Origin of the sequence: Oryzibacillus soli (genome assembly GCF_051594765.1) — a bacterium.
In the GTDB taxonomy this organism is placed as follows: domain Bacteria; phylum Bacillota; class Bacilli; order Paenibacillales; family NBRC-103111; genus Paenibacillus_AR.
Genome location: NZ_JBPPGJ010000016.1, coordinates 1 through 16,273 on the forward strand (window position 1 = coordinate 1; position 16,273 = coordinate 16,273).

9 protein-coding genes are annotated in these 16,273 nt (G+C 57.4%); 3 read left to right on the forward strand and 6 right to left on the reverse strand.

Features of this window, described 5'->3' with window-relative positions; all coding sequences use genetic code 11:
* Positions 1–282: 282 nt before the first annotated feature.
* Positions 283–1,692, reverse strand: coding sequence for an aminotransferase-like domain-containing protein (locus ACSEXW_RS20370; protein WP_438448013.1), 1,410 nt, complete (start codon positions 1,690–1,692; stop codon positions 283–285).
* 112 nt (positions 1,693–1,804) lie between these two features.
* On the opposite strand from ACSEXW_RS20370, the gene ACSEXW_RS20375 reads away from it, so the two are divergent.
* Positions 1,805–2,791 (forward strand): DMT family transporter, encoded by a 987-nt coding sequence (locus tag ACSEXW_RS20375; RefSeq protein ID WP_438448014.1) that lies wholly within the window; start codon positions 1,805–1,807, stop codon positions 2,789–2,791.
* Here the strand turns inward: ACSEXW_RS20375 and ACSEXW_RS20380 are convergent.
* On the reverse strand, positions 2,683–5,937 hold the full coding sequence (locus ACSEXW_RS20380; RefSeq protein WP_438448015.1) for a glycosyl hydrolase 115 family protein: 3,255 nt from the start codon (positions 5,935–5,937) through the stop codon (positions 2,683–2,685). The two genes, ACSEXW_RS20375 and ACSEXW_RS20380, sit on opposite strands and share 109 nt — an antisense overlap.
* A gap of 378 nt (positions 5,938–6,315) precedes the next feature.
* On the opposite strand from ACSEXW_RS20380, the gene ACSEXW_RS20385 reads away from it, so the two are divergent.
* Positions 6,316–11,496: a right-handed parallel beta-helix repeat-containing protein gene (locus ACSEXW_RS20385; RefSeq protein WP_438448016.1), complete on the forward strand. Its 5,181-nt coding sequence runs from the start codon at positions 6,316–6,318 to the stop codon at positions 11,494–11,496.
* Positions 11,497–11,723: 227 nt separating this feature from the next.
* Positions 11,724–11,975, forward strand: a complete 252-nt coding sequence (locus ACSEXW_RS20390) for a hypothetical protein (RefSeq protein ID WP_438448017.1) — start codon at positions 11,724–11,726, stop codon at positions 11,973–11,975.
* A gap of 47 nt (positions 11,976–12,022) precedes the next feature.
* On the opposite strand, the gene qoxD is transcribed toward ACSEXW_RS20390, so the two are convergent.
* Genes qoxD through qoxA form a run of 4 tightly spaced genes read right to left on the reverse strand, consistent with a single transcriptional unit; the run spans position 12,023 to position 15,847 of the window.
* Positions 12,023–12,322, reverse strand: a complete 300-nt coding sequence (gene qoxD / locus ACSEXW_RS20395) for a cytochrome aa3 quinol oxidase subunit IV (protein WP_438448018.1) — start codon at positions 12,320–12,322, stop codon at positions 12,023–12,025.
* Positions 12,323–12,946: a cytochrome aa3 quinol oxidase subunit III gene (qoxC, locus tag ACSEXW_RS20400; RefSeq protein WP_438448019.1), complete on the reverse strand. Its 624-nt coding sequence runs from the start codon at positions 12,944–12,946 to the stop codon at positions 12,323–12,325. It abuts the gene before it with no gap.
* A gap of 2 nt (positions 12,947–12,948) precedes the next feature.
* Complete coding sequence (qoxB, locus tag ACSEXW_RS20405) at positions 12,949–14,901, reverse strand: cytochrome aa3 quinol oxidase subunit I (protein WP_438448124.1); 1,953 nt, start codon at positions 14,899–14,901, stop codon at positions 12,949–12,951.
* Positions 14,891–15,847, reverse strand: coding sequence for a cytochrome aa3 quinol oxidase subunit II (gene qoxA, locus ACSEXW_RS20410; RefSeq protein WP_438448020.1), 957 nt, complete (start codon positions 15,845–15,847; stop codon positions 14,891–14,893). The genes qoxB and qoxA overlap by 11 nt, the downstream gene beginning before the upstream one ends.
* Between the last annotated feature and the right edge of the window lie 426 nt (positions 15,848–16,273).

Consider the following 16,273-nt stretch of genomic DNA (forward strand, 5'->3'; position numbering starts at 1 on the left):
GTTCGATATAGCTCATTCATTACACTTGGCTGTGTTTGTTGTTACTACTCGTTGTTCAGTTTTCAAGGAGCTAACTTGAAGTTACTTACTTACTCTCACCGTCGCTCTCGCGGCCGGAAGACTAATATAGCACGCTTCGACATCATTTGCAACATCTAATTTCTTACAGTCGCTGCATCTTTCGTGCGAAGCTTCCTTGCTTGTCCCCGTCGCGTCGGCGACAGGAATTAGAATATAACATACGAAAAAAATAAAAGCAACCCCGGTTCTGAATTTCTTCCGTTACCGGCACCGGATCAGATTCCGTATGCCTTCCCGGATCTGCTGTTCGTTGGCGTACGAATAACTAAGTCGTGCCCAGGAATCCAGCTTCCGCATGGGATCACAGAGGATTCCGGGAATAAAGGAAATTGATCTTTGCCTGGCCTTCTCCAACAGCTGTTCGGACGAGACCCCCTCCCCTAGATGGATCCACAGATTCAACCCGCCCTGGGGACTAGTCCAGCTCCAGCCTGAGGCCGCCAACTCCTCCTCCATGACGTCCTTGCGGATTTGGAGCGCAATCCGGAGCTTCTCCAGATGCTGCTGAAGCCGGTCCGAACCGAAATAGTGAAGGAAGATTTTTTGATTCAAGAGAGGGGTGCCGTTGTCCGTAAGAGACTTCGCCGTCACCAGCTGCTCCATCAGCGGCTGCCTGCAAGAAACTACGGCGATCCGTAATCCCGGGGATACATATTTGCTGAAGCCGCGGATATACACCACGGTTCCTTCGGTATCATAAGCGAACAGTGGCTTCGGGGGTTGCCCGCCGAAGTAGATGTCATAGCTAGTATCATCATCGATCAATAGACAGCCGTGCTTCTCCGCCAGCTCGACGAGCCGCTTGCGCTGCTCCTCCGGCACGGAATAGCCCGTAGGATTATGAAAGGTCGGATTCATATAGAACAGCCGAGGCTTATGGTGGGCCATGCACCAATCCACCTGCTCGAGATTGTACCCATCGGGACCGATATCCACCGGAACGATCCTCGCTCCTTGCTGAAGAAACAGGTCCACGGCGGAGCTATATGTCGGACGCTCCATCATCACCGTGTCCAACGGCCGGACCAGTACCCGGCACAGAAGGTCGATAGCCTGCTGGGCGCCGGAGGTGATCAGAAGCTCGCCGGGCGATACGTGCAGGCGATGCCTACGGACCAGATACCGGCTCAACGACTCGCGGAGCTCCTCATCACCTTGAACGTGGGCGTAGGTGGCCAACACCCGGGGATACAGATCGAAGACCTTCTTCACATAATCGGAGAAATACATATTGGGAAGTAAGCCGGGGTCGATCACGGCCTCGGAGAATTGATAATCCGCCGGCAGCCGATGAATTTCGGACAGCCGGTTCCGCGCCCTATACCCTAAGCTCCGGATACCTCCGGAGCCGGACTCCTCCATAACGCCGCCGGGATGTACATAGTAGCCTGACTTGTCTTTGACGTAAACCTTGCCCAGATGCTTCAGCTCCTGATAGGCCCGAAACACGGTCAACCGGTGGCAGCCCAGCTCCGCAGCCAGCATCCGGACGGACGGGAGCTTGTCATGTGGCTTCCACTCTCCCCGCGCCATACGGGCCTGCATGCCCGATACCACCTGTTCAAAACGCTTGCCGCCGTTCATCCCGGCGGAGACGGAATCCTGCTTCATGTACGCTCCCTCCTTTTCCCCATTGTAACCGAAGCGGAAGGAATCTGTTCTATGGAATTATATCTGTTCTGTCCTCCTCCCCTTATGATGAATGGAAAAGGAGGCGTTCCTCATGGTTCTGTTCGGCTATCTGATTATGTGTCTGATCTTCGGCACCACTTTCCTGGCGATTAAAGCCGGCATCGACGCCGGCTCTCTTCCCTTCTTCTCGGCAGGCATCCGCTTCACGGCAGCTGGGCTCATCCTCTTGTCCGTCATGGTCTGGCAAAAGAAAGGCTCCTTCTCTCTTCTATGGAAGAAGGAATCGATCGTGACCGGCGCCTGCCTGACTTTCGGCACCTTCTCCTCCTTATACTGGGCGGAGCAGTATATTGCCTCCGGCCTGGCCGCCGTCCTCTCTGCAACGGGGCCGATCATGATCCTGGTGCTGCAGGCTGCCGTGCTCCGTCAAAAAGCAGCACCTCGGGCAGTGGCGGGATGCTTGATCGGCTTCGCAGGAGTGGCCCTGATCCTGCTTCCCGGATTATCCGTGGGGGCCGGCCTGCTGTGGGTTGCCGGCTGCGCCGCCGTCCTGATCGGCGAGCTCTGCTATTCCTCCGGCGCCCTGTATTCGAAGCGGGTGATGAAGCATTTTACGGACGTATCCGCCGTTGCGCTGAACGCTGCCCAAATGACCGCTGGCGGGGTGCTGCTGCTTGTTCTCTCCGCCTTCGCGGAGAAGCCGGATCTCTCCGTTTATGCGTCTCCAGCCGCTGCCGGCTCGCTGCTCTACCTGATAGTGGCCGGGTCCATGGTGGGGCATACTCTCTTTTATTGGCTGGTCTCGAAGAGCGACCCTGTCTTCCCTTCCACCTGGCTGTACGTCTCCCCGCCCATTGCCATGGCGCTCGGGTGGCTGATCTACGGAGAACCGCTGTCCTGGCTGACTGCAGCGGGGGTTGCGGCGATTCTCTTCGGCATTATCCTCGTCAATTTCGGGCTGCTGAAGCCTTACTTCAGCCGGCTCCGGCCGGGCAGACCTCGTACAGATGGAGCCGCCAGCTTCCAGCTGAAAACGCTCGACTCCTCTCCGGATACCAAGCGGATCTTCAAGGTATAGAACTGCAGGTCCTTTGAGCCGGAGTCCGCCAGGTTGAAGACCAAGAGCAGCCGCTCCTGTTGACGGATGTAGCCCGTCGTTGCCGCGGCGTCCACTTGACGCTCCCCGTCATCCTGCAGTACGGCCTCGATCGAATAGCGCCGTCCGATCCGCTCCCGATTGAAGAGGCCCAGCTGAAGCGCAAGAGGCTTGGAATCCAACACGCCGTCCCAGCGAAGGTCCGGATCTAGGTCGAAGCCGCTCTTTGCCGGGCTGTCCGGACCCTTCGGAAGGACTGCTTCCTTCGGCAGTGCCACTGGCGGTTTGCCCCCGTAATAAGTCTCCGCCGGACCCAGATAGCTCCTCTTCAAGCAGCCTCCCTCCGTAACCAGAACCAGCTTCTGCAGGACGACGATGGGGTCCGCCATCCAGACCTTCAGGGTGTGGGCCCCCGGCTTCTCCACCTGGTGCACCGTCTCCACCGTCCGGATATTCCGAATGACGCTGGTGCTCCATTCCCCCTCATCGAAGCCCACCTCCGGAAGCTTGCCGACGGCATTCACCACCTGGATCGGACCGCCGTCGACGGATACGCCGATCCGCAGCCCCTGCCCCGGAACAAAATCGAGGGAAGGCGCCAGATAGGCGGTCACCCGGAGCTCTCCGGGCGTAAAGAGGTGGACCTGGTATTCCAGACAAGGTGAATGATGCGGCGGATTCACGCTCGGAGCCGTTACGGGGAACACCGCCATAGAGGACAAGGTTCGGCCGTAATCCGGGATTCGGCGCCAGCCGGCACCTCCTGCATCCCACGAAGCATTGTAATGCTCGGCTTCTATAGAGATACAGCCGTCGGCTCCTTCCACGAAGCCTGTCAGCTCCTCCCGGGCAGGAGCTGACGGGTGGAACAGCCGGACCTCCACCCGGACCTCGGTACCGCAGGAAGCCGTGATATGTACGCTCCCTCGTACGTCCATTCCTATTGGAGCTGTATCCCAGTCCGCATCCACCGTAAGCCGTACTCCTGCCCCGACGGGGCCTTCTACAAGGCTGAGCTTAATCCAGCCGGCGTCGGCGGAAGCCCGGAACGTTAGGGCACCCGCCCCCCGGTTGAACAGCTCCACATACCGGGGTTCCCGGGCGTAGGCATCCAGGGCCGGGAGCACACAGGGCTCGTGGGCTCCCGGCCAGGCTGAAGCGGAGCCCTCCAGCGCTACCCCCAGCCGTCCTTCCGCCGGAACCTCCGGCCGGAGCAGCTCCGGCAGCGTATTCCGCTCCGGCTGGTTCCAATAGGTGTAGCCGATATGGGTCTGGTCCATCATGTGGTCCCACTTGCCGAAGGAGAGGCGCTTGTTGTAATAGAAGGACAAGCGTGCGTCCTCCTCGAACAGCGCCTCGACCCGGTCCGCCGCCAGACAGGCAGCAGCCGCACGCCCCTGCTCCGCATAGAGCCTGTTCTGCACGGCGCGCAGCTGCAGCTCCACCACCACGGCGGAGGCCCGGACCGGGTACTCCACCAGCTGGAAGTAAGCGTCCTGCAGCGGCTCGGGCACCCGATCCCCGACCTGAACCGCCAGCTCCGCAATCTCGCGGAACTCCGCCAGCACCCGCTCCGCCTCCCGGTAGTCCGTCCAGCTGTAGAGCGGCACGGCGTTCAAGAGCTCCGGCTTCAGTCGGCCGTTGAGCTTGGTGTAACGCTCTAGCATATAAGCGATATCGGCCGCAAACTCCGGCCCGAACTGGCGCTCGGCCCAATGGAGTGTAAATGCCCCGATCTGGTCTGCCGTATGGTCCTGCACATTCCATGCCAGCCTCAGGAAATAATCCGTCGGCAGCTCCATCGGCTTCAGGTCTCCGACATTCAGGATCCAGATCCGGTCCGCTCCGTATTCGTACGCCTTGTGCATCTGCTCCCAGATCTTCGGCAGAGGCACGGTGTTGATCCATTTGTAGGAACGCGGGCCCCCGACATAATCCAGATGGTAATAAATGCCGGCACCGCCAGACCGCTTCCGCTCCTCCTCCGTCGGTACCCTCCGCAGATTGCCGTGATTGTCGTCGGACCAGAGGAGGGTCACGTCATCAGGCACCCTCATGCCGCTCTCGTAATACTCCTGAACCTCCTTGTATAGGGCCCATAGCTGGGGCACCCGCTCCACCTGCGGATTCATCTTATCCGCGATAATCCTTCTCTGGTCTTCGACAATGCGCTGGAGAAGCTCGATTTTCTCCTGGAAGGTGAGCTTGCCGCCCATCGCCTCGTCCCCGTCCCCGCGCATGCCCAGCGTCACGATGCTCTCGTAGGCCCGATTCCGTTCGATGCCCTCCTCCCAGAAGCGGTGCAGGAACTCTCCGTTCACCGAGTAGTCCCAGGCCCCGCGGCCGTGCTTCTTCCATTCTCCATGGGATCGGACCATCGGCTCATGGTGGGAGGTGCCCATCACAATGCCGTACTCGTCGGCGACCGCCGGGTTCAAGGGGTCATCCTCGTTAAAGGCGCTGTCCCACATGGCGGGCCACAGGTAGTTGCCCTTCAGGCGCAGAATCAGCTCGAACACCTTCTCGTAGAACTCATGGGTGAAGTCCGGAAAATTCGCCCTCGCCCACGTCATCAGCGACGGTCCTTCATCATTCAGGAAGATGCCCCGGTACTTCACCGAGGGCTCGCCTTGCTTGTAGACCCCCCGCCGTACCGCCAGCGTCTCCTTCCTCTGGACGGGCACGTCCGCCCACCAGTACCAGGGAGACACGCCGATCTGCTCCGACAGCTCATAGATCCCGTATATGGTGCCCCGTTTGTCACTCCCTGCAATGACCAGCGCTTCCCGGATTCCCGGCGCCGGATCCTCCACAGTCTGCAGTACGAAGGACTCCCACTTGCCGGGCAAGTGCCCCGCGTCCAGCTTGCCCGCATCGATCAGAGCGTCGATCACCGGGCTCCGGCCGACTGTGCCGATGATGACGGCGCTTTCAGATTCCGGCAACCCATACCTGAGCCTAGGCATCCGGCCGGTCACCCGCTTCATGTCCATCTGCAAATCCTTTGCCGCACGTCCTACTCCCGGGTAATCCTCCTCCGAAACGCAGAGCTCCACTGCTAACCCGCCGTGAAATAAGGGAAACTCGTTCCCCGTATAGGTGTCTTGAACCCATCGAACTAATGACATCCGTTTATGCCCCCTCCGTAATCATAGATAACCGCGGGTCTGCCTCTTCAAGCGGCTTCGCGATTATCCGCGGATATGCAAGCCATCCGTGTGGAATGGGTCCATTGTACCGCTAGGCACAGGGCGATTCCCAGAAGAGAAACTATAGGGCCTGCTTAGTAAAGTATAGAACTTGTCACCTGCTGTGCACGCGCAGACCTCTTATATTAAATAACACCAAGGCTAATGATTATTGATGAAATGTAACCGCTTATAGTAAGATTATATTCGTTATTCTTATCTATTCTTGTCATTTGGGAGGCGAATTTGGGGGAATCATCCAGTACGAATTGAAATGAGATTACCATGATGGGACTAGTGAACAAAGGAGCTGTATGCATGAAAACTCGCAAGAAGATCTTGGCATCCGTGCTATCCGTATTGGTAGCCGTTCCGCTGCTGCCAATTACGGCGTCGGCGGACACAGGTGGGTGGACGGGAGTAATATTTGGTAACAGTACCAGCACTGCAGTAACGACAACACCTACTCCCAAGAACAGCATCGTAGAATCTGCAGTACCCGGTGAATTCGTCAAGCTTATGAGCAATAACGGCGGAGGAAAGGTCGCCTCCGACAACGAAGGAATGGATTTCTATTATAAAGAGATGCCGGGAACGGCCCATTTCGACCTGAAAGCCCATGTGAAGGTGAACCGGATCGGTACGGGCACCAATACCCAACACTCCTTCGGAATCATGCTGCGCTCCCATATCGGAACAAACAATACGACCACCACCCAAACGGCGAATTACGTAGCCGTTGGCGGCTTTGGGCCGACCACAACGAGCGGATTCTTCCGAACGTTTTATAAGCAGAACATTATCAGCCCTACCAGCACCACGGGGACCAGCTTTACGGAAACCTCGCGCCCTGCCGTCGACGCTCCAGTTGCCGACTCTGAGTACGATATGGTCATCAAGAAAAGGGGAAATGCCTACTCGATGACCGTGAATGGCAAAGGGACGACGGAATACCTGACACCGACCGCTACCGGCGGAGTCCTGTTCGCCAACCAAATTTATGCCGGCTTGTATGCGGCCAGAGACGTGGACGTCACCTTCACGAAATACGCCGTTACCTCGTACACCGACGTGGTTACGAATCTTACGGTGGATGCCAGCGGGCTGCAAAACGAGTATCTGGTGGACCAGCAACCGGATTTCTCCCGGCTCGTCGTCAAAGCTACTCTCCAGGATGGCAGCGAAAAGACCTTGCAGCCGTCCGACTATATCGTGACCGGGTTCAGCAGCAAGGAACCGGGGGTGAAGACCGCCAAGGTCCACTATAACGGAGCCATTGCTGAATTTAGCACAACCGTTGTGAAGCTTGATGCAACCGCTCTGGACCTGAAGTATTTGCCCGCCAAGACGGATTATTACCCGGGCGATCTGTTTGATCCGGACGGTTTGACGGTCATCGGGAATTTCAATAACGGCTATCGTTACGAGACCCTTGCCAGCAATCAATACACCTTGGAGGTTACCGACGCGGTATCCGTAACCGGAGCCACCTACCGGCTGGACACCCCCGGCTTGAAGAAGGTGACGGTCCGCTCCACTGTAACCACCTCCACCTACACCACATTCGGCGTCCAGGTTAAGGATGCAACGCTAACCGGGCTTGAGATCCGTCAGCAGCCGGCGAAGACCAGCTACTTCCTGGGCGAAGCATTCGAGCCGAACGGATTGGCCGTCTACGCTCATTACAGCGACGGGTCGGAGGTCCGTCTCCGCAACCGCGCCTCGGCTGCGGAGCAGGGAGAATACGCTATCTCCGGATTCAGCAGCTCATCCGCCGGACCGAAGACAGTTACTCTGACCTACAAGAACTTGCAGGCCTCCTTGAATATAACGGTCCGCGAGAAAGCACTCAGCGGCATCAAGGTGACGAAATATCCGAAAACGACCTTTACCGTAGGCGATGCTTTCGACAGCTCCAATCTCGTGGTGTCGAAGGTCTACGACAACGGAGACCTGGTTGTACTGGACGCCGGACTATATGATGTGGTATCGGATGCTTTCCAATCCAGCCAACCCGGCGTGTATGACATTGCCATTATTCCGAAGGACACTTCCCTAACGCCTATATCGTATAAAGCTGCCGTTCGGGAGCCCTTGGTTCTGGAGTGGAAATCCATCCGCTTCGGCCAATCCACCTCCAACACCAATAATACGGTAACGGTGCTTAAGGACGGTGCGACACTCGGAGAACGGGTGATCCAGCTGGCAGCCAAAGACGGAGCCGGCAAAATTACCGGAGACCATGACGGAATCAGCTTCTACTATACGGAATTGGATGCGGATGCCGACAACTTTGTGCTTTCCGCCGATATCAAGGTCATCGAGTACGCCAAGAATCCGCATGACGGCCAAGAAGCCTTCGGCATTACCGCGAGGGACGCTATCGGCAATGCCAATGACTCCGCCGTCTTCGCCTCCAACATAGCTGCCATCGGCGGCTATAGCGGGGGAACCACCAAGCCGAACGGCACCCAGCTTCTGGCCCGAACTGGAGTGGAAGCACCTAACGGGACCGGCAGCAAAGGCATCCAAAATGTGATGCTGAACGATTCAAAGCCTTCGGGCACGTACCGTCTGACGCTGTCCAAGACCAACAGCGGCTTTACCGGCAGAATCGGCAACGGACCGGAGGAGACGCTCTACGTCCCCGGGATCCTGAACGTGCAGGACAACAAAATGTATGTCGGGTTTTATACTGCCCGCGTCGCTACCATCGAGGTCAGCAACATCCAGATGAGTGTTACGGCTTCCGCAGCGGACGCCCCTAAGGTGGAAGCGCCTAAACAAAAAGCCTCGCCGGATCTTCAATTCACCACACTGGATAAAACATCTAACTCCAGCTATGTGCTGGGCGTTAAGCCTACGGTCAACGGTTGGGTAACGTTGAAACAGAACGGTCAGGTCATAACCTCGGACCGGACCGTACTGGCCAACCAAACGTTTATCATGCCAACGACGGTTACGGCCAATACTTATACCAATTTCAGCGCGGTATTCGTACCTGATGACAGCCAGCTTCTGACCAGCGCGGCCAAGATGGTGCGCAACTTTACCGTCAATATGAAATCCTATGCTGACGGCGGGGATATCATCGTTTCTCCCACAGGTACGGAAACCGGACTGGGTACAGTCGAGAGCCCTCTTGACCTGGATACGGCCATCGCTTATGTGAAGCCGGGTCAAACCATCTTGTTACAGGACGGACGTTACCTGCGCAAGACCAAGGTCGATATCCGCAAATACAACGACGGCACCGAGCAAGCCATGAAGAAATTAATGGCCGCCCCGGGCGCCCGTCCGATCCTGGACTTCGGACTCCTGTCCGAAGGAGTGGTTCTCAGCGGTAACTATTGGCACGTCAAAGGCATTGAAGTAACCCGGACTGCCGGAAATACCAAGGGCTTCACCGTAGGGGGAAGCCACAACATCGTAGAGGGAAGCCGGTTCTACGCCAATGGGGACACCGGGTTACAGATCAGCAGCACCGACGGCTCCAGCGACAAATCCTCCTGGCCGTCCTATAATCTGATTCTGAATAATGAGTCCTTCGACAACCAAGACCCCTCCAACAACAACGCGGACGGTTTTGCCGCCAAGTTGACGAGTGGAGTCGGCAATATCTTCCGCGGGGATATCTCGCACAACAATATTGACGACGGCTGGGATCTGTATACCAAGTCCGGTACAGGAGCCATCGGGGCCGTGCTGCTGGAGGATTGCATCGCCTACAACAACGGCACTCTGACGGATGGAACCGTCGGCGCCGGCGACAAGAACGGCTTCAAGCTGGGCGGAGAAGGCATCCATGTGCCTCACATAATCCGGAACAGCATCGCCTTCGGCAACGGCGCATACGGCTTCGCGAGCAACAGTAATCCGGGTGTGCAGGCTTACAACAACGTGGCCTTCAATAACGCCCGCGGCAATCTGAACTTCGTGACCTACTCCCAAATCCAGACGGACTTCCGGTTGGGCGGCTTCATTTCCTACCAGAAGGGCATCACCGCCAAGGATAATTATCCTTCCAACCTGGTCTCGAACGATAATTACCTGTTCGATGGTACGATCTCCAAGAATGCCACCGGCGAAATCTTGGGCGATGTGAACTTCAAGAGCTTAACCCCTGTGATCCCCTATGCGAGAGATTCCGCTGGGAACATCCTCTGGGGAGATTTCCTGAAATTCATCGCACCGTCCTCTTCGTCCGAGGATTCCACTCCGACGACTCCTGCGGCCGGTGCTCCTGCTCCTGCCGGCAGCCCTGCGCCGGTCGTGAACGGCTCCGTCATCGTTCCGGTGGAGCAGAAGACTTCGTTGGACGGCAAGCCTGCCAATCAAGCTGTTGTGGATTCCGACTCCTTGACCCAAGCCTTCAAGGCCGTTAAGGACGGCTCTTCCAAAGTAACCATCGAGCTGAAGGGCAGCGAAAGCATCAGCGTGGTGAAGCTTCCTTCCCGCACGTTGACCGATGCGGCAGCGGCCTCCGGCCAAGCATCCGTTACGGTCAAAGCAGGAGCCGTAAGCTATACCCTCCCGGCTAAGGCCATCGATACGGCTGCCTTGGCTGCAACGCTCGGCGTACAGCCGAAGGATGTGGAAATTGGCATTACGGTGCGCGCACTCCCCTCGGAAGCCGCGCAAGCCATCCGGGCCCATGCACAAGCCAAAGGATTCACCCTCCTTGCAGAGGCCGTGGACTTTAACGTAACGGCTGAAGCGAACGGGAAGACGAGCACCATTTCCGACTTTGGCAGCACCTATATTACGAGAACCATAGAGCTTCCGGGTACGGTCGATATCACCAAGGCTACCGGCGTACTCTACAACCCGGTGACGGGAGAGATGACCTTCGTGCCAACGAAGTTCACAACCGTTGGCGGGAAAACCACCGCAACGCTGAAACGCCCGGGCAACAGCATCTATACCGTCGTTCAATCCAGCAAAACGTTCGCGGACTTGACCAACCACTGGGCGAAGGCCGATCTCGAACTTCTGGCCTCCAAGGCACTGGTCAACGGCACGTCCGCCAGCCGGTTCGAACCCGATGCTTCCGTCACCCGGGCAGAGTTCGCCTCGCTTCTCGTGCGGGGTCTGGGGCTGACCGGTGAAGCTGCACCGGCCTTCACCGATGTGAAAGCGGGCGGCTGGTACGCTCAAGCCGTAGGCGCCGCCTCCAAGGCGAAGCTGATCCAAGGCTTCGACGACGGCACCTTCCGGCCGGATGCACCCGTTACCCGTGAAGAAATGGCAGTCATGCTCGTCCGTGCCATGAGCTTCGCAGGAGTCGGAAGCAACACGAATGCCGGCAAGCTGGCCGGTTATGCCGACCAAAATCAGGTCTCTGTATGGGCGCGCGACGGGATGTCCGCAGCTCTGAATGCAGGCATCGTCAACGGCCAAACGGCTGACCATCTGGCACCGGGCAGCACCGCCACCCGCGCAGAGGCAACTGTCATGCTGAAGCGGTTCCTGTCGGCCGCCGACTTTATTCAGAACTAAAAACCAAGAGCCCGAGAGGCGGACTAAGGAGTATCCGAAGTCCAGCCCCTTGGGCTCTTTCTTTTTGTTCAAGTCCTAAATGAAACGCCTTCCGTATCCCGCGGCATTCCAACAAGGAAAGATTATTTCAGCCCCTGCCGTGAAATTCTTCAATTTGGGCAAATTTTCGAAAAATCTTTGACAAATTTGTGAACAAATTTGATATACTAGTTGTAAAGGAGATGATCATGATGCAAACCAAGCGACTGCCTCCCTTGCTCCTCGCCAAGCGGATCTCGATTCCCGGACTGCTGATCGGCTTTATGGCCGTTGTGTTCGGTGTATATGAAAGCGGTTTAATCATGGAATATGTCTTTTCCATCGGACTGGGCATTATGGCTGCGTCCATGATGATCTTCGGATTCGGCCTGGTGCTGGCCTTGATGGAAGACATCAAAAGCCGTACCCCGGATCCCCAACGGGACCGGAATACGGCTTGAAGGTAAGACGATGATGAAGCTTCTGCGGCTTCCCGGCGGCTCTGTCGTCAGTGCGACATGCCGAAGGACATGACCCAGATGGTACCCGCCACAATGACGACGGCGCAGAAGACGAGGAATGCGATGTTGATGACCTGGGAGTTGGCATCCTCCCCTTCCTTCACGTGCATGAAGAGGAAGAGCTGGAGTCCCGCCTGGACGATGGCCAGGGTGCCGATGATCCACATGACGGCATCGAAGGACAGCGACGTCTTCAGCGCCACGATGGCCGCACCGAAGGTCATGACCAGCGAAACGAGAAAACCAAGAACGTGCTTCGTGGGAAACGGGTGCGTTCTTTTTTCCATTTAGCCCACCATCCCTTTCAGGTAGACGAAGGTGAAGATGAAGATCCACACCACGTCGAGGAAGTGCCAATAGAGGCTGATGATGAAGGTCTTGCGCGCCGTAACGGGCGTCAAGCCCCGCTTCAGCAGTTGGATGATGATCAGGACGGCCCAGCCGATGCCCATGGTCACGTGAAGTCCGTGTGTACCCAGGAGGACGAAGAAGGCGGACAGATAGCCGCTGGTCTGCATGGTGGCGCCCATATGAACGTAATGCCGGAACTCGCTGATCTCCATGAACAGGAAGCCTGCGCCCAAGACGAGCGTGACGGCCATCCAGACCAGGAGTCGCTTCAGGTTGTTGTTGCGCATCTCCAGAATGGCGATGCCGCAGGTGAAGCTGCTCGTCAACAGAAGCAGCGTCTGGGCCATGACCCCGCCGATCTCGAACATGTCGGCTTGGGTCGGACCGCCGGCGTAGCGGTTGTGCAGGACGGAATACACGCTGAACAGCGTGGCGAACAAGACGATCTCGGCGCCCAAGAAGATCCAGAAGCCCAGGATGTTCATCTTGCTCTGCTCGGTCCGGTATTCCATGGGAACCGATGTATTTTCATGCCCGTGGGCATGTGCATGTGCCGCCATGGTTATTCCTCCTTCCGCCAGGTGCGCTCGGTTTCGTAGATTTCGTCGGTGTGGATGTGGTAGCCCTCGTTGTAGTCGAAGGACCGTACGGCCAATCCGGCCAGAATGCCCAGGGTGGCGATCAGGGCTGCAATATGCCACTCGAAGACCAGCAGGAAGCCGGCGATGCCGAAGATGACGCACATGACGAACGGCAGTCCGCTGTTGCTCGGCATGTGGATCTCCTCCAGGTCGGCCTTGCGAAGGGTCAGCCCGGTCTTGCTCTTCTTCATGTGCCAGAAGGCGTCGAGTCCCTTCACCTCCGGCAGGGTGGCGAAGTTGTACGCCTGAACCGGAGAAGCGGTGGCCCACTCCAGCGTCCGGGCATCCCACGGATCATGCGAAATGTTGCGGTCCGCATAACGGGCCGACCAGTAGATGTTGTAGCAGAGTGCTCCGAAGCCTGCCGCCAGGATCAGCGCGCCGACGGCCGACAATCCGAACAGCGGCGAGAAGCCCGACTCCGCTGAATAGGTGTATGCGCGGCGCACGGCGCCGTTCAAGCCCAGGAAGAACATCGGCATGAAGGTCAGGTTGAAGCCGATGACGAACAGCCAGAAGTGCCACTTGCCGATACGCTCGTTCAGCATATGGCCGAAGATCTTCGGCCACCAGTAGTACAGGCCGGCGAAGACGGCGAACACGACGCCCGGGATCAGCACGTAGTGGAAGTGCGCCACCAGGAACAGGGTGTTGTGGTACTGGAAGTCCGCCGCGCCCATGGCCAGCATGACGCCGGTGACGCCGCCGATGACGAAGCACGGGACAAAAGCCAGCGCCCACAGCATCGCGGTGGTCATCTTGATCCGGCCCTTGCGCATGGTGAAGAGCCAGTTGAACATCTTGACCCCCGTCGGGATGGAGATCATCATCGTGGTGATGGAGAAGACCGAGTTCACCGCCGGTCCGGCGCCCATCGTATAGAAATGGTGAACCCAAACCACCATACTCAAGAAGGCGATACCGACGATGGAGACGATCATGGATTTGTAGCCGAACAGGGTCTTGCGGGAGAAGGTGGAGATGACCTCCGAGAAGATCCCGAACGCCGGCAGCACCACGATATACACCTCGGGGTGGCCCCACAGCCAGAACAGGTTGGCCCACAGCATATCCATGCCGCCTGCCGACAGGGTGAAGAAGTGAGTGCCCCACAGACGGTCGAAGGTCATAAGCGCCAGCGCCACAGTGAAGATCGGGAACGCGGCGACGATGATGACGGACGTGATCAGTGTGGTCCAGGTGAACATAGGCATCCGCATCAGGGTCATGCCCTTGGTCCGCATCTTGAGGATCGTAACGATAAAGTTAATGCCAGTCATCAGCGTGCCGATACCGGCAATCTGAAGCGCGACGGCATAATAGTTGTTCCCGATGCCCGGACTGTATTCCTTGCCCGCCAGCGGGAAGTAAGAGGTCCAGCCTGCGTCCGGCGAGCCGCCGACGACGAAGCTAAGGTTGAACAGCATGGCGCCGGCGAAGAACAGCCAGAAGCTGAGTGCGTTCAGCTGCGGGAACGCTACGTCTCGTGCGCCGATCTGAAGCGGGATGATGACATTCATCAGTCCGATAAGAAAAGGCATGGCCATGAACAGGATCATGATGACCCCGTGAGTCGTGAAGACCTCATTGTAATGCTGGGCGTCCAGGAACTTCATCTCGGGACGGGAGGTCTGCACCTTCATCATCAGGCCGTCCATGCCGCCGCGGAAGAACATCAGCACGGCCGCCAGGATGTACATGATCCCGATCCGCTTATGGTCGACCGTGGTCAGCCATTCGGTCCAGAGGTATTTCCACTTCTTATAATATGTGAGACCGGCCACGATGCCGATCGAGCTTAACAGGATGGCGATCTGGGAGCCGACGATCAACGGATCGCCGGTGATCAGAATCTCGTTCCACTTAATGCCCATGGGCATGATTCTCACCTCCGGTGGTGGATGGGGCCTTGCCGGCTTCAGGATCCTCGAAGACTTTGCCGGGGTAGCCATGGATGCGGTACAGCTCAGGATAGGTGTAGGTCTTGGAATCCATCTGCGCGTGATCTACCCAGGCCAGATGCGTATTGGAGAAGGTCATGCGTCCCAGGTGCGTCGGCTTCAGAAGGTCTGCGTACTGGTCCTCGGTCAGCTTGGGAGCGGTGCTCTTCGCTTCGCTGACCCATTTGTCAAACTCGGTCTGGCTTTGGGCCAGTACCTCGAACTCCATATCCGCGTAGCCGCGGCCATTGAAGTTGGTGTTGCGGCCGAAGTAGGAGCCCGGCTGGTCCGCCGTCAGATACAGCTGCGTCTCCATCTTGCCCATGGTGTACTTCTGGCCGCCCAGGGCGGGTACCCAGAAGGACTGCATGGTGCTGGCGGAGGTCAGGCGGAAATCCACCGGTACGCCGGCCGGGATGTTGACGTAGTTCACGGTCTCGATGCCCTGCTCCGGGTAGCTGAAGATCCATTTCCAGTCCGCCGAGGTCACGTGGATGACGATGGGCTTCTTGTCTTCATAGCCCTCCGGCACTTTCTCGAGGGCGTATAGGGTCTTCACCGTAGGAATGGTCAGGGCGATGACGATCAGAATCGGAATGGCCGTCCAGACGATCTCTAGGATCGTGCTGCCGTGCTCCTCCGGAGGCTCGTAATCCATATTCTCGGGCTTCTCCCGGTACTTCCACACGATATAGACGAACAGGCTGACGACAACGACGACAACGAGCGCCATCCACACCAGCGACCAGTTAATGAGGTCCGCAATAGCCCTGGCATTGGGGCCCTTCGGCTCCAGCACCAGAAGGTTGGATTCGCAGCCGCTCAGGAACAGCACAACCGACAGGATTGCTCCCAGCGACCATAGCCTTGTGTGCTTCATCTGTCTTCTCTCCTTTTGTTGGCTTGGGATGTTTCAGGTCATAAAATACAGCTTGCCAAGGGTACTCGAAGGGGCAAGTAACAGGGGTGACCGGCTTTGTCAATGCGAAACCGGGTACACATCGCTTAATTTTGCGAAAAATTTCACATATCGTTCAAATTTATCGCCGTTTTTGTGATTTTTATCACTTGGCCCTTATGTACTAAAGATAATAACACGAAATGTCTGAAAAGAATGTTACAGATTCGAGAAGGCAGAATTTGGTTAATTAATACTGCAAGTTGTTGGCCGGGTGTAGAAATAACGGGGTAAAATGTTTGCGCAGAAGCGCGCAGCGGCGGGCTTTTGGAGCGGGGCGAGGCCTGATGCTGCAGCGGCCTAATTGGGGGCGGCGGCGGGCATGGATCCATGTAGGCCGAAGCTTTC